Origin of the sequence: Reyranella sp., from assembly GCF_965249915.1 — a bacterium.
In the GTDB taxonomy this organism is placed as follows: domain Bacteria; phylum Pseudomonadota; class Alphaproteobacteria; order Reyranellales; family Reyranellaceae; genus Reyranella.
In genome coordinates this window covers 3,054,318-3,071,353 of sequence record NZ_OZ252257.1, presented here as the reverse complement: position 1 = coordinate 3,071,353, position 17,036 = coordinate 3,054,318, and the positions used below count along the sequence as shown (strand labels likewise).

Here is a 17,036-nt window from a genome sequence, read left to right as displayed (position 1 = left end):
GGACGGCATCGATCGATTTCGAGACGAGCATTGAGTCGGTCACGATCATCGTTTCTGGCTTGATGCTGGCGACCCCACGTCCTGCACGCTATATGACGAGCCGGGAGGGCGCATGATCCATAAAGTTGTATTGATCGGCATTCTGGCCTCGATCGTCGCGGCGTGCCAGCCGCGCTCCGAGCCGCTGATGGCGACGGCCGACTATGAACAGCAGGTTCGAAAGATCGCACCGCCGCCAGACGACAGGGCGCGCCTCTACATCTTCACGGGCAAGATGGGCGACACCGCAACGCTGCACAGCAGCACGGGCGACATCTACATCGACGAGACCAAGATCGGCACGATCAATCCCAAGGAAGCGATGGTCGTCGACGTAATCCCCGGCAAGCACAGCCTCCACTGGCACTACATGAACCAGACGGGCGGTCCGTTGCTGAGAAGCAAACGCTTCGAGACGGACTTCGCCGGCGGCACGGCGAATGTGCTGTTTGCGAACATTGGATGGTTCGACCTGGAGATCGCGCCGGGCATCGTGGTGACCGCCACCAATCCGGGGCCGGCCAACAATGTCATCCCATCGCTCTTCAAGGTCGTGCGTCCCTCCTCGTGTCCTTCGACGATCTGCATGACGCCCTGAACACGGCATCCGTTGCTCACTGCGGAACAGGCGCTGCGCGCGCGGTATGCCGGTGCGCAGCGCCTGCTATCCTCCGCCCGCGACAGGGAGAGCGTGAGGAACAATGGATTTTCAGGAACTGGTGCACAGCCGCCGCAGCACTCGTGGTTTCAAGAGCAAGCCGATCCCGAAGGCAGTGATCGCCGAGATCATCGAGGACGCCAAGCGCGCGCCCTCGTCGATGAACAGCCAGCCGTGGCACGTCCATGTCTTGGCCGGCGCGCCGCTCGATGAGGTGCGTCGCCGCAACATGGAGGAGATGGTTGCGGGCAAGCCCTCGAAGCGGGACATCTTCACCCACGGTCCCTACGAGGGCGCCCATCGCGAGCGACAGGTCGGCGTCGCCAAGCAGCTGTTCGCCGCTATGGGCATTGCGCGTGACGACAAGGCGATGCGCCAGGACTGGGTGCTGCGCGGCTTCCGCCAGTTCGACGCGCCGGTGTCTCTGGTGCTCACCTATGACCGCGTGCTCGATCCCGGTGCCACCTGTCATTTCGATCTCGGCGCACTGTGCTACGGCATCGTGCTGGCCGCCTGGGACCGCGGCATCGGCGCCGTGGTGAACGGGCAGGGCATCGCCCGTTCCGACATCGTGCGCGAGGTCGCGAACATCCCCGAGGACGAGGCGATCATGACCTGCGTGGCCCTCGGCTATCCCGACGACTCGTTCCCCGCCAACGCCGTGAAGTCGGAGCGCACGCCCGCCGAGGAGTTCGTGAGGTACGTCGGGTTCGACTGAGAAAGTCCGACGTCCGTGAATTGAGGCGTATTTCGAGGGCTCGGATCGCGTGGCGCGCAGACGGGCGCGCGCCACGCGCCAGGCCCGCGCCAGCGGGGCTTCGTCTTGCCGTCGCGTCGGCTACATGCACTGCGCCTGGACGGTCATCGCGGTTTCGAGGCCCTTCATGACCTTGGGCGTCATTTCCGGCGAAGCGGGGGTGCCGCCTTTGGCCATCACGGCGTTGGTCGTGGTCATGGCCCCGATCACGTCGGCGCGGTCCGCGCCGGCGATCTTGTCCGACATGCACTTGCAAATCTTTTCGGCCTCCGGAACGGGCGTGCCGATCTTGCATTGAGCGATGAAGTCATCCGCCGCGGCGGTGACCGTCAGCCCGGCCGACAGAGCGAGGGCCGCCGCGGCGACGCGGAAGCCTGTTCCCAAAATACGCATTGATTGTCCTGTGCTGGCCGGCGTCGGACTCGACGTCGCGCGCCGTGACATGGTCACAACGAACCAGCCGCCTCAAGTGCCAAGGGGCGCCTCACGAGCGCCCCCGCCGAAGGGCCTTATGCGCTCTCTCTGGTTCCACGGAGACCTCAGCCGCGGCCCATCGCGTAGAACTCCGGATTCGGGCGCATGCTGGTGACGTTGGCCATGCGGTTCGACAGGCCGAAGAAGGCGGCGATGGCGGCGATGTCCCAGACGTCTTCCTCGTCGAAGCCGTGCTTCTTCAGCGTCTCGATGTCGTCGTCGCCGGCCAGATGGGCCGACTGGCTCACCTTCACGGCGAAGTCGAGCATCGCCTTCTGGCGCGGCGAGATGTCGGCCTTGCGGTAGTTGATCGCGACCTGCTCGGCGATCAGCGGGTCCTTGGCGCGGATGCGCAGGATCGCGCCATGGGCGATCACGCAATACTGGCACTGGTTGAGGTTCGAGGTCGCGACGACGATCATCTCACGCTCGGCCTTGCTCAGGTTGCCGGGCTTGTCCATCAGGGCGTCGTGGTAGGCAAAGAAGGCGCGGAATTCGTCGGGACGATGCGCCAGCACGAGGAAGACGTTGGGGATGAACCCGGACTTCTCCTGCACCTTCTCGATGCGCGCGCGGATGTCGGCGGGCATGTCCGCGATAGTGGGCACGGGAAAGCGGCTGATGGCGGGATCCTTGGCGGACATGTCGTACTCCGGAAAGCTCAAATACGTGTTTGCGCCTCAGCTTTCCTCTTCTTCGTCGCCGCTGTCGAGCCATTCGACGACGCGGACCATGCGCCCGTCCTTGTCGAACACGATGCGCAGGCTGTCATACTCCGTGCCGTCGGGCGTATCCTTCAGATACTGCCAGTGGGCCACCGTGCCGCTGCCATGGCCGCGCACGCGGACGGCCTTGCCGAACTGGCTCACGACGTCGGCATAGGTCGATTGGCCGGGCGTCAGCCTCCCGACCGCCTCGGCATCGATCGGCTGGCCGATCTCGCGGGCGCAGGCGCCGAGGGCGACCACACATGCGAGAGCCGCCATCGCAAGGCGGACCGCTCCGAGCCGTTCAGTTCGCATGGGCACGCTACACACCTCAACACCCGCTGATGGGGAAAACACGCCACGGATTCATGGCGATTTCTTGGCGCGCAACAGCTCCCACTTCGGCTCGTCGCGATCCGCCGGCTTGGTCTTGCGGATGTGGCCGTCGAGCTCGATGTGCAGTTCCGAGAAGCGGCCGTTGCGCTTGCCCAGCACCTCGAAGTGCTTGGGCTTGCGGCGCGGCTTCGCGGCCGGCTCGTAGCCCGCCTCCCGCGCGGCACGGAGCACGATTTTCGGGTCTGCCGGACCGTGATGGTGCTCATGATGATGGTCATCGTGGTGGGGATGGTGGTGATGAGGCTTGCCATGCTCGATCTTGACCGTACGGCCGTCGACGACGATGCGGGACACCTTGAGTTCGGAAGGCTTCATTTCGCCGTCGAGCTTGACCGTGTCGCCGACGTTCAACTCGATCTGGTCGAGCCCCTTCGGCGTGAGGTCGGCCAGGAGGGCGCCACTCTTCGTCTGGACGACGAAACGGTGCGAGAAGACATGAAGGATTTTGCCGGAAACACTGAGTTGATGGTCGGACATTGCCAACTCCTGCGAACGAGGGGAGGTGAGAGGGATAACGCGGCCCGAACCGATGGATTCGGGCCGCCGGAGGTGAAGGCTCAGCGCGGCACGAGCGGCGGCGGCGGGGGACGGCGGCCCGGGCCGCGATCGGCTTCACGACCCGGAGGAGGCGGCGGCGGGGGGCCGAAGGCCTCGCTGCGGCCGTCGGCGCGCGACAGGACCTGCGCCGCGATAAAGCCGCGATCGAAGCGACCCTGGACGGAGACCTGCTCGCCTTTCGTCACGACGGCACGGTCGTCGCCCTGCGGCCCGAGATCGACCAGCATGCGGCCGCTGTCGTCCTCGAGGATGAACTTGTTGCCGTAGATCTCCGCGACGCTGCCCTTTACCGCGACCACATCGGCCGGCTGCAGCTTGGCGATCGCCATCGGCGTGATGAGCATTACGACCTGCGGCTGGCCGGGGGCGGCGGCCGGGGGAGGGGGCGGAGCGATTCCGGCGACCGGGGGCGGCGGCGGTGTCTGGGCGCCGGCGATGCCGCCGATGCCGGCGAGCAGCAGCGCGCCGGCGGCGACGGCCAGGGCCCTGACGCGGGGCTTGCCGGATGGTGAAGGAACGATGGCGTTGGTGGTCATGATCGCCTCCTGTATGTGTTGCGATGCCGTCAACATAGGAGGCGCCCCTAAATGCACGCTGAACCCCGCAGTTCAGCCTGCGTTCAGCTTCGGTGCCCTATTTCAGCCGGCATGAGGCACATGCCTGAAGCGGGAATCCCATGAAGGTCCTCCTGGTCGAAGACGACGCGCCGCTTGCCGAGATGATCGCGCGGGCGCTGCGCGCCGAGAACTTCGCCGTCGACATCGCGGCCGACGGGCTCGACGGCCAACATATGGGCGAGACCGAGGCCTATGATGTCGCCGTGCTCGATCTCGGCCTGCCCAAGGTTCCGGGCGCCACCGTGCTGCGCGCCTGGCGCAAAGCCGCCCGGCAATTGCCGGTGCTGATCCTGACGGCGCGAGACGGCTGGACCGAGAAGGTGGACGGCTTCAAGGCCGGCGCCGACGACTATCTCACCAAGCCCTTCCGGGTCGAGGAACTCATCATGCGCCTGCGCGCGCTGGTGCGGCGCTCGGCCGGCCACGCGACGCCGCGCATCGAGTGCGGTGCGGTTTCGTTCGACGCCCAGACCGGTGTGTTCGAACTCGACGGATTGCCGCTCAAGCTCACGGCCCTGGAATGGCGCGTGCTCGAATGCCTTATCCTGCGCAAGGGCGTCGTGGTCGAGCGGGGCGACCTCACGGAGAAGGTTTATCAGGGCGATGTCGGCACCGATTCCAATTCGCTCGAGGTCATCGTCGCGCGCCTGCGCCGCAAGATCGGCCGCGACGCGATCGAAACGGTCCGCGGTCGCGGCTATCGCCTGACCCCGTCGGGGCCACCTCGGTGAAGGCCGACGCGTCGCTCGGCCGGCGGCTGCTGCTCGGCGCCTCGGTGTTCATCGTCGTGGCACTGGTCGCCGCCGCCATCGTCATCGGTTTCGTTCTGCACCGCTTCGTGCAGGGCCAGATCGACCAGCGCCTCGACACGCAGGTCAACTTCCTGGCCTCGACGGTGCGGGTCGCGGCGGCCGGCGACCTCGCGCTCGACGGCAGCGCCGATGGGCCGCCGTTCGACCGGCCCGGCCGCGGCTGGTACTGGCAGGTGAGCGGCCCGCGCAACGTGGTGCGCTCGCGGGCCCTCGGTGCCGACACGCTGGACGTCGCTGGCCTGCCGCTTTCGCCCCCCCCTCCGCCGCCGCCTCATCGCACGGGAGCGCCGCCACCGCCGCCGCGCGCGGTGCCGCCGCCGCGTCCGGCCGATGGTCCCGGTCCGGGGGGCGAAGCGCTCCATTACCGGATCCAGCACGTCGCGATCGACGGCGTGCCCGTCGAGATCGTCGCCACGGCGCCTCGCGCCGCGGTGATGGGTCCCTGGCGAGAGGCGATGACGACGCTCGCCCTGTCGCTGCTCGTGCTGGGTGCGGCCCTCCTCCTGGCCATCGTGCTGCAGGTTCGGCTGGGCCTGCGTCCGCTCGACCGGCTGCGCGCCGCCATCGCGGACGTGCGGGCCGGGCGGCGGGCGACCGTTCCCGAGGAGCAGCCCGCGGAGGTGCAGCCGCTGGTCGCCGAATTGAACGAGCTGTTGAAGCAGAACGCCGCCAACCTTGAACGGGCGCGGGCTCATGTCGCAAACCTCGCGCACGGTTTGAAGACGCCGTTGGCGACGCTCAGCGTTGCGCTGTCGGCCGGAAACGAGGCGAAGAGCGACGGCAAGCTGGCCGAACTCGTCGACCTGATGGAGCGGCGCATCCGCCACCATCTGGGGCGCGCGCGCGCCGCGGCGCTCGCCGGACCGACCCGCGCGCAGACGCCACTCGCGCCCGCCATCGGCGACCTGGGCGCCGTGCTCGCCAAGGTCCATGCCGCCCGCGGCATCGCTTTCAGCGCCGACATTCCGGCCGGGCTGGCCGTGGCCTGCGAGCCGCAGGATTTCGACGAGATCGCCGGTAACTTGCTCGACAATGCCTTCAAGTGGGCCTCGACCGCCGTGACCGTGCGGGCGGTCGCGGAGGCGCGGATCGTATTGGTGCAAATCGAGGACGATGGGCCGGGCTTGTCGCCCGAACAGGTGCCGCATCTTTTGAAGCCTGGACAGAGGCTCGACGAAACCGCGCCGGGCTTCGGATTCGGCCTGTCGATCACGCGCGAGCTGGTCGACCTCTATGGCGGCAGCCTCGACTTCGCGGCGGCCCCGGGCGGCGGCCTGCGTGTCAGCCTCCGCCTGCCGTGGGCGGGCCCGTGACGGGCATTGATCGGGTGAACAGGGGTCCCGGCACTCGTGGGCCGAAGGGGCTGTCGGGACGGAGGCGGCCTGCGTGAGTGAGCGCGACCGATACATCAAGGCATGGGACGATCGCCGTGCCCGCCTGTTCATGTTGTGCGTGGCTGTCGTGGGCTTCGCCTTCACCGTGCGGTCGTCGCCCTGGATCGCGGGCGCCTTCTTCATCGGTGCGATGGTCGGCGCCTATCGTTACTATGAGTTCCGCTGTCCGCGCTGCGACCGGCATTTTCTGCCGTTCCCGCGCGATCAGATCTTCTTCGACACAGGCCGGTGCGACAGCTGCGGTCTCGCAGCGAACGCGCTTCCACCGGATGACGGCGGCGGGGCCGCATAGCGCCGCACAGTGCCCAGATAATCGCTCATGGAACGGCCTTCCTTTTCCGTCGTTGGTGCTCATGGACATCAAGGATTTTGTCGGCACATCGCCGGAACTGCTTCCCGAATCCTATCTCGCGGGCGACCTCGAAGGGTGGGGCGTGGTCGAACGCTTGACCGGCGGCCTGCAGCAGCGCTTCGCCGTCAAGGCGCGCGGCACATGGGACGAGGCGGCACGTGTGCTCAGCTTCACCGAAACCTGGACTTTTGACGATGGACGCCAGGACACGCTCAGCTGGCGTATCGCGAAACTCGCCTCGGGTCGTTACAGCGGCGAGGAACCGCGGGTCGAAGGCGAAGCCGAGGGCGACCGGGCGGGCTGTGCATTCAACTGGCGCTACACACGCGACACGCCCCAGAGCGGCGGCGACAACAAGTCCATGGTGTTGAACTTCAACGATTGGTTCTATCGCATCGACGAGCGGGTCGTGATGGTGCGCGGCAGCGCTGGGCGCGCGGGCATTCCCTTTTCCATCGTGCACGCCACCTATCGCCGGCTCTGAATCGCGAGCCGACGATCAGGAGCTGGCCAGCGCCGACCTCGTATACTGTGCGATCATGCGTTCCTCGTCGGTCGGCACAATCCAGGCGGAGACGGTAGAATTGTCCATGCTGATCCGTCCCTCGCCAGCGCGATTGCGTTCCGGGTCGAGCGTCACGCCCAGCCAACGGCAGCCCGCGAGAATCTCGGCACGGGTCGCCGCGTCGTTCTCGCCGATGCCGGCCGTGAACACGATTCCGTCGACGCCACCCAGGGCCGCCGCGAGAGAACCGATCTCGCGCACGATGCGGTAGACGAAGAGGTCGATGGCCTCACGTGCCGAACGCTCGGCCGATGCACGCAGGGTGCGCATGTCGGAGGAGATGCCCGATACGCCGAGAAGGCCCGATTTGCGATAGAGAAGATCCTCGATCGCCGAGAAGCTCATGCCGCGCTGTTGGGCGAGATACAGCAGCACGCCGGGATCGAGCGTGCCGGCCCGCGTTCCCATCACGAGTCCGTCGAGCGCGGTGAAGCCCATCGTGCTCGCCACGCTGCGTCCATCTTTGGTGGCGCAAAGGCTGGCACCGTTGCCGAGATGGGCGATGATCAGCCGGCCCTGTGCCAGTGCCGGCTGGGTGCCAAGCAGGCGCTTCGTCACGAAGTCGTAGGACAGGCCGTGGAAGCCGTAGCGCCGCACGCCTTCCGCGGTCAATTCGCGCGGCAGGGCGAATTCCTGCGCGAGAAGCGGCTGGGTGCGATGGAATGCGGTGTCGAAGCAGGCAATCTGCGGCAGGTGCGGGGCCGCGTTCAGGATCGCGGCGACCGGTGCCAGATTGTGCGGCTGGTGCAACGGTGCCAGCGGCACGAGCGCGTCGAGCTCGGACACGATCGTCCGGTCGATGCGGACCGGCGCCACGAACTTCGTGCCGCCATGGACGACGCGATGGCCGAAGGCGAGGACGGGGCGGCTGGCGAGCAGCGCCTGACCCTGCGCCAGGATCTCGGCGGTGGCGCCGTGATGGTCGAGTGCGTCATTCGGCCATTTCCTCTCGGCCACGACCTTGCCCGCGGCGTCCCGGACCTCGAGATGGGGCCCGACGCCGATGCGCTCGATCTGCCCGCGAAACAGCACGTCGCCGTCGGTGCCGGACTCGTAGATCGCGAACTTGATGCTGGAGGAGCCGGCGTTGAGGACGACGATGCAACCGGTCTCGGTCATAAGCGCCTCAGGCGATGGAAGTGGCGGCACTGGTCCGGCGCGCGGCGGCCACCAGCGACGCGACGGCGCAGGAGGCGAGCCGCGTGGTCAGCGAATCGGCGCGGCTGGTCAGGATGATCGGCACGCGCGCGCCGAGCACGATCCCGGCCGCGTCGGCGCCGGCCAGGAAGGTGAGGCTCTTGGCCAGCATGTTGCCGGCCTCGAGGTTAGGTACGATCAGCACGTCGGCGCGGCCGGCGACCGGCGAGGAAATGTTCTTGATCGATGCCGCCTGAAGGCTGATCGCATTGTCGAGGGCCAGTGGACCGTCGAGGATGCCGCCGGTGATCTGGCCGCGATCGGCCATCTTGCACAGGGCGGCGGCCTCGATCGTCGAGCCGACCTTCGGGTTCACGGTTTCCATGGCGCTCAGGATCGCGACGCGCGGCTGGGCGATGCCCAGCGCGTGCGCGAGGTCGATGGCGTTCTGCACGATGTCGACCTTGTCCTCTAGCGTCGGCGCGATGTTTACCGCGGCGTCGGAGATGATCAGCGCCTGCTCGTGGCGGGGCACGTCCATGACGAAGCAGTGGCTGATGCGCCGGGCCGTGCGGATGCCGGTCGCGCTCGAGACCACGGCGCCCATCAGCTCGTCGGTATGGAGGCTGCCCTTCATCAGAGCCTCGGCGCGGCCGCAGCGTACGAGCTCGACCGCCCTGGCGGCTGAATCATGGCTGTGGGCCGATTCGACGATCTCGAAGGCGCCGACGTCGAGTGACGCCCTGGCGGCAACGGCGCGGATGCGGGCCGGGGGGCCGACCAGGATAGGGGCGAGCAGGCCTTCGCGCGCCGCCTCCACCGCGCTCTCCAGCGAGACCTCATCGCAGGGATGCACGACGGCCGTTGCCAACGGCGCATGCATGCGCGCGGCAGCGATCAGGCGGTCGTACTTCTCGCGCGGGCCCTCGGTCGGGGGCGTGGCGTCAGGCATCCTGTTTCTCCTGTGGCAGCGGACGTGCGCCGACGAACATGGGCTCCAGCCGCTGCATGCGCAGATCTTGTTGCAGCATCGCAGAGCGCGCGGGCGGATCGTTCCGGGTCGTGCCGCTCGCGCGCAGGGCCTCCAGTGTCAGGACGGAATGCGGCCAGGCATCGATCGAGTATTCCTGGAAGAGGTTGAACGGCGATCCGACCGACACTGGGCACTCCCCGAGACAGGCCCGCAAACTAGGGGGTGGCATCCCCCCGGCCTTGATCTTCGTCAAGCCCCGTGTCGGCGGGGTGACGCAGGGCGTGGCCGTCCCAGGCGCGGGTCAGGCCGCGAGCAGGTCGGCCACCGCCGCCTTCTGTGCCTCCGTGAGCGCCACGCTGCGGCGCGTGGCGGCATCGACATAGACGTGGGCGAAGTGGCCGACGGCTGCGGGTAGCTCGTTTTCGCGGATGAAGATCGCAAGCTCGTAGCGCAACGAGCTGTTGCCGATGCGGCCGAGGCGGATGCCGACATCGACCGTCTGGGGAAAGTCGACCGGCGCCAGGAATTCGCAGCCGCTGGCGATGCACAGGCCGATCGAGGTCTGGCCCGGCGCCCGCAGGATGCCGCGCTCGATGGCCAGGGTCGTCAGCGCCGAGTCGAACCAGTTGTAATAGACGGCATTGTTGACGTGGCCGTAGGCGTCGCAGTCCGACCAGCGGCTCGCGACCGGCATCCACCATCCATAGTCTCCACGCCGCTCGTCCTTCGCCGCTTTCTTGTCCGCCATACTGTCCCCTCCTGATTCCGGCGCTTTCTACAGACGGCGGCGGGAGGGGTGCAACGTCGCTCAGCCCGGAGAGTCGGTCTGCGGTGGTTCCTCCCGAGAGGCAGGCCCGCCGATCGGTTCGAGGATGGCGCGCGCCACCGCCTCGAGCGTGTCTGGATTCCACATCACGCTGCGGCCGCGAGGTTCCATCGGCAAGAGGCTGCCGCACATGGTCGATTGAGTGACGTCGGGCCCGGAGGTGCCCCAGCCCTCAGGCTGGGCCGGGGGGCGGAAGCAGCCGTTCTCCCGTCTACGTATTGCCTCCAATGGGACCTTGGCGCATGTTACGCGCCTGCTCTTCGATACGCTTGGACTAGACTGAATGTCTTTGCACTGGACCATCGATTCCCGGCTGCAGATGTTCGCCGCCACCTGTGAAGGCAAGGTCGATCTCGGCGAGGTGAATGCGATGATCGACGCGATGGTGGGGGCGAACGCGCTCCGGTATCGCAAGATTTTCGATGCTTGCCGCGCCAGTACCGACATGGGGGAGCAGGAATTCCTGAGCATCGGTGCGCGTATGCGCATGCTCCACGTCGAGCGAAACGACTACGGTCCCCTGGCCGTCGTCTTGTCGGAAGACAAGTGCACGCAGATGTCGCGCGTGCTCGGTATTCTGGCCGCCGCGAAGCGGCCGATGCGTGTCTTCAGCGATGTCGACAAGGCTCGAAAATGGCTCGACTCGCCGGCTATTCGGGGCAACCTGCCCCCGGCGCAAGACCCCGAGATGATTGCCTGGCGCTCCCAGGATTGGCGCTAGGCGAGTCAGCTCTTCCATATTGTCGCGTTGCGGATGCGGTCTTCGCCCCCTATCTCCCGCCTGCATGGCAACCGAAATCGAGCGCAAGTTTCTCGTCATCAGCGAGGGGTGGCGCGCCAGCGTCGTTCGTCAACAGCATCTGAAGGATGGTCTGGTGGCCATGACGGGCGGGCGAAAGGTGCGGGTCCGCATCTGCGACGGGCAGGCGACGCTCACCGTCAAGGCACGCCAGGCGCCGGGTGTGAATGCGGAGTTTGAATATCCCGTTCCCCTCGCGGATGCGGAGGAAATGCTGATCCGACATTGCGACGGCAACGTCATGAGCAAGACCCGATCCTTCGTGCCGTACCGCGACTTCACCTGGCAGGTCGACGTCTATGACGGCGTCATGGCGGACGTGGTCTTGGCCGAGGTCGAACTTACCCGCATCGATTGCGATGTCCCGCTGCCGCCCTGGGTCGGACGGGAAGTCACCGGCGATCCCGCCTATCGCAAGATCAACTTGTTTCGTGCCCGCACCGGCCCGACCGCGGCAGACTGAGCCAGGAGCCGAGGGCATGCGGCTCACCCAGGTGATCGCGTCGATGGGAATGACGCCGGTTTTGCGCGTTTCGCGAGGATGCTTCGCGGGAGTTGAAGGGGGGAACCCGCTGTCAATCGATGATCACGTCCTTGCCGGCCGCTTTCAGGCGGGCGATGCCGTCCTTCATTTGCTGCAACTGCCCGGGCGTATGGCCCTTCCACTCCAGCACTTCGCCTACAATCCGAAGCGGTTCGCGAGAACGGTATGATTTTGTCGGATTTCCCGGGAACTTCTTGTCAGTAAGGTTGGGGTCGTCGACGAACAGGCCGAGGGGCTCGACGATGTAGATTCGCTGCCGCCCTTCGCCTGCCGCGAGTTCGGCTCCCCAGATCGCGGCTTCCAGGGTCTTGCTGAAATAGACCCAGGACATCGTTGTTCCCTCGCGATAGTTCGATCTGAATCCCACCCGGATGAGATCGCCTGTGCGAAGGTCCGCGCGTGTCCCGTGATAAAAGCGATCGGCCGTTCCGGAGTCTTGCATGCGGACTCTCCCCATTCCCATTCTCCGGCAGACGCTACTCGAAAAGATGCTGGGGGTTCCGTCGGGCGACTTCGATATTTCTCGTGCCCCATCGAGAGGCTGAGAAGCAGGGTCGCGTCCTGTCGTCCCCGACGCCGCCGGGAGATGGGGGCAGCTCCGGCCGTCAGGTCAGAATATGTCCGGCCGCCGGTCGGCCCTCGGCTTTCCCGGGGCTCTTCGCCAACACATCCTGCCCCTCCGCGACAAGCTGGCGGTACGATTGTTCGAACCAGCCGATACGCTCCTCGATGGCCGACAGGAAGGGAGCCTTGTCAACCTGGTGGGCGACCTGCTGAAGCCTCTCGCAGGCATCGTTGTCTTCCCGCCCCACGCGACGGACGTAGTGCGGGAGCAACCGGTTGCGGACGGGATCGCTCAGCGTCCGGGGCCAGCGGACATGCCAGGCATGATCAGCCGGGAAAGGGGCAGGAAAGAGCCGAATGCTCTGGATCGAGCGGTCGTGCGCCACGGGCACGGATTGCTGGAAGTAGCAGTGGAAGAACATGCCATCCGACCGGAACAGGGCCACAATCAGGTTCGGGAGGATCTGGAAGATGCAGTAGTGCGTCGCCCTGAAGGAGCCGCTGGCGCAGGCGGCGGACATTCGCGCGAAGGCGTCGGGCACGCGGGTGTCGAGGAAGGCGCTGTGCAGACCGAAGCGGACATAGGTGATGTCCTCGCGTCGTATATAGCCGTTCTTGCCGAAGGTCGTCGGATGGAGGGCGACCGTGTGATAGTCGTCGAGGCTGATATGCAGGTTCAATCGCCAGTTGGCCGCAACCGGCATCGTAAGGGTTTGCGGGGGCGATCTCGATCGCGACAGGGCCGCCAGAATCGGAAACCCGTCACCGAGGAATTCCTCAAGCGTCTCGCGCCGTATCTGAGCGGGGAAGCGGCCGAAGACGAGTGTGCCGCAGGTCGCGATCTCGATGGGATTGAGCCGCGCGCCCAAGGCGCGTGACACGGTGCCGAAATTCTCCTGGCACTTCGGAATGCCGATGGCGGCGCCGTCGCCATCATAGCGCCAGTGGTGAAAACCGCAGACGATCGGCCCGTTGCCCTTGTCCTTGGTCCGCAACGGATAGAAGCGATGGGCGCAGACATTCTCGAAGCCCTTGAGCTCGGCGCCGAACCGCTGGACGAAGACCGATCGCGTCGCCAGCGAGGCGCGGAACCAGTCGCCGTCATTCTCGACATCGTGCGTGAACCCGAGGAACGTCCAGGCGAAACTGAGGCAGCGCTGCTCGTGTGCGAACGCAAGCGGATCGACCAAGGTGCGCGCCCAGTCGGGGGCGAAGGCGAGATCACCGCGAAGGGCCATTGTGCGCCCAAGCTGCCATCTTGCGGTGGCTCCGTCCATCGTGGCCTCAGAACTTCACTTGCCCCGATTTGCCAGCAGCGTTCTTCAGCACGAGCGTGACGGTGGCCCCGGCGGGGATCGCGGACTTGGCCTCGCCCCTAAGGGCGTTGTCGCTCGATGCAGTGAGCTGGACGGTTTCGCGCGTGCTGCCCGAGACGATCAGGACCGAGCCCGAAAACCCCTTGGCCGTCGCGGGTTTGTTGTTCTCGTCGAGGATGTAGAGGGTGACGGTGTTTCCGGCCATGACCAGCTCGGCATGCACACCTGCCACGTCCTGCACGACGCCGCCGTTCGGCCCCTTGGTGCTGCCGTGACTGTGCTGCGCCGCCGCGGCGCCGGTCCAGAGGATGGCAAAGGCCAGGATCAGGAACTTCTTCATGTGCTCTCTCCTTGTTGTCGAGCGGGGGTGCGGTCGCGATGGAACAGCGCGTAAAGCGCCGGCAGCACGACCAGGGTGAGGAGGGTCGAGGACAGGATGCCGCCGATGACCACGGTGGCGAGCGGCCGCTGCACCTCCGCCCCGGCGCCGGTCGCCAGTGCCATCGGCACAAAGCCCAGCGAGGCGACCAGCGCCGTCATCAGCACGGGACGCAGCCGCTTGGTCGCGCCCATACGCACGGCCTGGTCCACCGTCATGCCCTCGGTGCGCAGGCGCTGGATGAACGAGATGATCACCAAGCCGTTCAGTACCGCGACGCCGCTCAGCGCGATGAAGCCGACGCCGGCACTGATGGACAGCGGAAGGCCGCGCAGCGCGAGCGCCGCGATGCCGCCAGTCAACGCCAGTGGCACGCCGCTGAACACCAGGGTGGCGTCGCCCATCGAGCCGAGGCTCATGCAGAGCAGGGCGAAGATCAGCAGCAAGGCCACCGGCACGACCACCGCCAGCCGCTGCGAGGCACCGACCAACTGCTCGAACTGGCCGCCCCAGCCGATCCAGTAGCCGGCCGGCAGCTTCACTTGGCCCGTCACCTGGCGCTGCACCTCGCCGACGAAGGAGCCGAGGTCGCGGTCGCGCACATTGGCGCTGACGACGATCCGGCGCTTGCTGTCCTCGCGGCTGATCTGGTTGGGACCGGGTGCGGTTTCAATCGCCGCGACTGCCGACAGCGGCACGTAGGGTGCGGCGGCGCCGCTGCCAGTCTGCACGATCGCTCGGCGGCCGGTGTCACCCGGCGTCGCTGCCGCCTGTGGCACGGGAATGGGCAGGGCGGCGAGGGCATCGAGGTCGACGCGCAGATGCTCAGGCAGACGCACGACGATGTCGAAACGCCGGTCGCCCTCGAAGACCAAGCCGGCTTCCTTGCCGCCGACCGCGATCTCGACCACCTCCTGCAACTCGGCCAGCGTGATGCCATAGCGCGCCAGGGCGGCGCGGCTGGGTTTCACCGTAAGCATCGGCAGGCCGCTTATCTGCTCGGTGCGCACATCCGCGGCGCCGGGGACGCGCTGCACTGCCGCCTGCACCTTGTTTGCGAGAGCGATCAGCGTGTCGAGATCGTCGCCGAAGATCTTTATGCCGAGGTCGCTGCGCACGCCGGAGATCAGCTCGTTGAAGCGCATCTGGATCGGCTGGGTGAACTCGTAGTTGTTGCCCGGCACCTCCGAGACGCGCTTCTCGATCGCCGCCACGAGATCGGCCTTGGGTCGGTTCGGATCGGGCCATTGCCCGCGCGGCTTCAACAGGATGAAGGTGTCGGCGACGTTGGGCGGCATCGGATCGGTGGCGACCTCGGCCGTGCCGATCTTGCCCGCGACCTCCTTGACCTCGGGGAACTCGAGCACGGCTTTCTCGACCGCCTCCTGCATCTGCACCGACTGGCTGAGGCTGGTGCCGGGGATGCGCATCGCATGCATGGCGATGTCGCCCTCGTCGAGCGAGGGGATGAACTCGCCGCCCATGCGCGACGCCGCCACGCCGCTCACCGCGACGAGGAGTAAAGCCAGCCCGACCACGACGACTCGCAGCCGGATCGCCTGATCGAGCACCGGCGCGTAGAGGCGGAGTGCGCCGCGCATGAACAGGTTTTCCTTTTCTGCCACCTTGCCGGTGACCAGCAGCGCCACCGCCGCCGGTACAAGCGTCATCGAGGCGATGGCGGCTCCCGAGAGCGCCAGCAGGACGGTGAGCGCCATCGGCGTGAACATCTTGCCCTCGACGCCGGTAAGCGTGAGCACCGGCAGGTAGACGACGCCGATGATCAGAGTGCCGAAGAGGCTCGGTTTGATGACCTCGCGGGAGCCGGCGAGGATCGCGGCGATACGCTCCTGACGAATGAGCGCGCGGCCGCGCCGGTGCTGCTCCTCGGCCAACAGGCGCAGGCAGTTCTCGACCACGATCACTGCGCCGTCGACGATGATGCCGAAGTCGATGGCGCCGAGGCTCATCAGGTTGGCGCTGATATGGTTCTCGACCATGCCGGTGATGGTGAAGAGCATCGACAGCGGGATGACGCAGGCCGTGACGAAGGCCGCGCGGAAGTTGCCCAGGATCAGGAACAGCACGACCACGACCAGCAGCGCGCCTTCCAGCAGGTTCTTCTCGACCGTCCGGATTGTGGCATCCACGAGCTTGGTGCGGTCGTAGAAGGCACGCGCCACGACGCCCTCGGGCAAGGAGCGTTCGACCTCGGCGAGCCTTGCGGCGACGCGCTGGGCGGCCGTCCGGCTGTTCTCGCCGATCAGCAGCATGGCGGTGCCGATCACCGCTTCCTTGCCGTCGACCGTCGCAGCACCTGTCCGCAGCTCGTTGCCTTCCTGGACCTCGGCGATGTCGTCGATGCGGATCGGCACGCCGCCGCGCGAGCCGACGACGATGCCCCGAATGCCCTCGATGTCGTCGACCTGGCCCGGCGTGCGCACGAGATACTGCTCGCCGTTGCGCTCGATGTAGCCCGCGCCAACACTGGCATTGTGGGTGGCGAGTGCCGCCATCACGTCGCGGAAGGTGAGCCGGTAGGCCATCAGCTTCGCCGGTTCGGGCAGGACGTGGAACTGCCGCTCGAAGCCGCCGATCGTGTTGACCTCGACGATGCCCGGCACCGTGCGGAGCTGCGGCTTGATGATCCAGTCCTGGATGGTCCGCAGCTCGGTGGCCGAGTAGGGGTTACCGTCCGGCGTCTTGGCACCGGGCTTGGCCTCGACCGAGTACATGTAGATCTCGCCAAGGCCCGTCGAGACAGGACCCATCGAGGTCTCGACGCCGGGCGGCAGCCTGTCTTTCGCCTGCTGGATGCGCTCGTTGACGAGCTGGCGGGCGAAGTAGATGTCGGTCCCGTCCTTGAACACGATTGTGATCTGGCTGAGCCCGTAGCGCGACAGCGAGCGCGTGTGGTCGAGCTTCGGCAGGCCGCCCATCGCCGTTTCCAGCGGAAAGGTGATGCGCTGCTCGACCTCCAGCGGCGAGTAACCCGGGGCCACGGTGTTGACCTGCACCTGCACGTTGGTGATGTCGGGCACCGCGTCGATCGGCAGGCGCGTGAAGTTCCAGGCGCCCAGCGCGCCGACGGCGATGGCGGCGAAGATGACCAGCCAGCGATTCTGGATCGAGAAGGCGAGGATGCGGTCGATCATGGCGCGCACCTCGC

The 17,036-nt window shown here is 66.7% G+C and carries 21 protein-coding genes; 8 read left to right on the top strand and 13 right to left on the bottom strand.

Annotated features, from left to right (window positions below):
• Window positions 1-112: 112 nt before the first annotated feature.
• Window positions 113-637, top strand: coding sequence for a hypothetical protein (locus ACP15H_RS15225; protein WP_425067028.1), 525 nt, complete (start codon window positions 113-115; stop codon window positions 635-637).
• Between the two features lie 103 nt (window positions 638-740).
• Entirely contained in the window at window positions 741-1,415 is a 675-nt protein-coding gene (locus ACP15H_RS15220) for a nitroreductase (RefSeq protein ID WP_425067027.1), read from the top strand.
• A 120-nt stretch (window positions 1,416-1,535) separates the two neighbouring features.
• Here ACP15H_RS15220 and ACP15H_RS15215 read toward each other — a convergent pair whose 3' ends face one another.
• From ACP15H_RS15215 to ACP15H_RS15195, 5 genes are all read right to left on the bottom strand, one after another.
• Window positions 1,536-1,847, bottom strand: a complete 312-nt coding sequence (locus tag ACP15H_RS15215; RefSeq protein WP_425067026.1) for a hypothetical protein — start codon at window positions 1,845-1,847, stop codon at window positions 1,536-1,538.
• Window positions 1,848-1,993: 146 nt separating this feature from the next.
• Window positions 1,994-2,572, bottom strand: coding sequence for a peroxidase-related enzyme (locus ACP15H_RS15210; protein WP_425067025.1), 579 nt, complete (start codon window positions 2,570-2,572; stop codon window positions 1,994-1,996).
• A gap of 36 nt (window positions 2,573-2,608) precedes the next feature.
• The gene (locus tag ACP15H_RS15205; RefSeq protein WP_425067024.1) at window positions 2,609-2,914 is read right to left on the bottom strand and encodes a hypothetical protein; all 306 of its coding nucleotides are present in this window, start codon (window positions 2,912-2,914) and stop codon (window positions 2,609-2,611) included.
• Window positions 2,915-3,001: 87 nt separating this feature from the next.
• The gene (locus tag ACP15H_RS15200; protein ID WP_425067023.1) at window positions 3,002-3,508 is read right to left on the bottom strand and encodes a hypothetical protein; all 507 of its coding nucleotides are present in this window, start codon (window positions 3,506-3,508) and stop codon (window positions 3,002-3,004) included.
• 80 nt (window positions 3,509-3,588) lie between these two features.
• The gene (locus tag ACP15H_RS15195; RefSeq protein ID WP_425067022.1) at window positions 3,589-4,125 is read right to left on the bottom strand and encodes a hypothetical protein; all 537 of its coding nucleotides are present in this window, start codon (window positions 4,123-4,125) and stop codon (window positions 3,589-3,591) included.
• A 140-nt stretch (window positions 4,126-4,265) separates the two neighbouring features.
• Here ACP15H_RS15195 and ACP15H_RS15190 point away from each other — a divergent pair, with 140 nt between their 5' ends.
• The 4 genes from ACP15H_RS15190 (at window position 4,266) to ACP15H_RS15175 (ending at window position 7,248) form a co-directional block, all read left to right on the top strand.
• Window positions 4,266-4,937, top strand: a complete 672-nt coding sequence (locus ACP15H_RS15190) for a response regulator (RefSeq protein WP_425067021.1) — start codon at window positions 4,266-4,268, stop codon at window positions 4,935-4,937.
• Complete coding sequence (locus ACP15H_RS15185; protein ID WP_425067020.1) at window positions 4,934-6,331, top strand: sensor histidine kinase; 1,398 nt, start codon at window positions 4,934-4,936, stop codon at window positions 6,329-6,331. The genes ACP15H_RS15190 and ACP15H_RS15185 overlap by 4 nt, the downstream gene beginning before the upstream one ends.
• Window positions 6,332-6,404: 73 nt before the next feature.
• A complete protein-coding gene (locus tag ACP15H_RS15180; protein WP_425067019.1) occupies window positions 6,405-6,704 on the top strand; it encodes a hypothetical protein in 300 nt (99 codons plus the stop codon).
• 61 nt (window positions 6,705-6,765) lie between these two features.
• The gene (locus ACP15H_RS15175; RefSeq protein WP_425067018.1) at window positions 6,766-7,248 is read left to right on the top strand and encodes a DUF3833 family protein; all 483 of its coding nucleotides are present in this window, start codon (window positions 6,766-6,768) and stop codon (window positions 7,246-7,248) included.
• Between the two features lie 15 nt (window positions 7,249-7,263).
• Here the strand turns inward: ACP15H_RS15175 and ACP15H_RS15170 are convergent, their stop codons facing one another.
• The 4 genes from ACP15H_RS15170 to ACP15H_RS15155 all read right to left on the bottom strand — a co-directional run bounded on the left by ACP15H_RS15170 (window position 7,264) and on the right by ACP15H_RS15155 (window position 10,187).
• On the bottom strand, window positions 7,264-8,448 hold the full coding sequence (locus ACP15H_RS15170; RefSeq protein WP_425067017.1) for an acetate/propionate family kinase: 1,185 nt from the start codon (window positions 8,446-8,448) through the stop codon (window positions 7,264-7,266).
• A 7-nt stretch (window positions 8,449-8,455) separates the two neighbouring features.
• Window positions 8,456-9,418 carry a phosphate acetyltransferase gene (locus ACP15H_RS15165; protein ID WP_425067016.1) on the bottom strand — a complete coding sequence of 321 codons (963 nt, stop codon included), beginning with the start codon at window positions 9,416-9,418 and terminating at the stop codon, window positions 8,456-8,458.
• Window positions 9,411-9,626, bottom strand: coding sequence for a hypothetical protein (locus tag ACP15H_RS15160; RefSeq protein ID WP_425067015.1), 216 nt, complete (start codon window positions 9,624-9,626; stop codon window positions 9,411-9,413). The genes ACP15H_RS15165 and ACP15H_RS15160 overlap by 8 nt, the downstream gene beginning before the upstream one ends.
• Window positions 9,627-9,740: 114 nt before the next feature.
• Entirely contained in the window at window positions 9,741-10,187 is a 447-nt protein-coding gene (locus tag ACP15H_RS15155; protein ID WP_425067014.1) for an acyl-CoA thioesterase, read from the bottom strand.
• 397 nt (window positions 10,188-10,584) lie between these two features.
• On the opposite strand from ACP15H_RS15155, the gene ACP15H_RS15150 reads away from it, so the two are divergent.
• Entirely contained in the window at window positions 10,585-10,986 is a 402-nt protein-coding gene (locus ACP15H_RS15150) for a hypothetical protein (RefSeq protein ID WP_425067013.1), read from the top strand.
• A 64-nt stretch (window positions 10,987-11,050) separates the two neighbouring features.
• Window positions 11,051-11,527, top strand: coding sequence for a CYTH domain-containing protein (locus tag ACP15H_RS15145; RefSeq protein ID WP_425067012.1), 477 nt, complete (start codon window positions 11,051-11,053; stop codon window positions 11,525-11,527).
• Between the two features lie 112 nt (window positions 11,528-11,639).
• Here the strand turns inward: ACP15H_RS15145 and arr are convergent, their stop codons facing one another.
• The 4 genes from arr to ACP15H_RS15125 form a co-directional block, all read right to left on the bottom strand.
• On the bottom strand, window positions 11,640-12,050 hold the full coding sequence (gene arr, locus ACP15H_RS15140) for an NAD(+)--rifampin ADP-ribosyltransferase (RefSeq protein ID WP_425067011.1): 411 nt from the start codon (window positions 12,048-12,050) through the stop codon (window positions 11,640-11,642).
• Window positions 12,051-12,213: 163 nt separating this feature from the next.
• Complete coding sequence (locus tag ACP15H_RS15135) at window positions 12,214-13,410, bottom strand: aromatic ring-hydroxylating oxygenase subunit alpha (protein ID WP_425067010.1); 1,197 nt, start codon at window positions 13,408-13,410, stop codon at window positions 12,214-12,216.
• Between the two features lie 46 nt (window positions 13,411-13,456).
• A complete protein-coding gene (locus ACP15H_RS15130; protein ID WP_425067009.1) occupies window positions 13,457-13,828 on the bottom strand; it encodes a hypothetical protein in 372 nt (123 codons plus the stop codon).
• A complete protein-coding gene (locus ACP15H_RS15125; protein ID WP_425067008.1) occupies window positions 13,825-17,022 on the bottom strand; it encodes an efflux RND transporter permease subunit in 3,198 nt (1,065 codons plus the stop codon). Before ACP15H_RS15125 ends, ACP15H_RS15130 begins: the two co-directional genes overlap by 4 nt.
• Window positions 17,023-17,036: the final 14 nt, after the last annotated feature.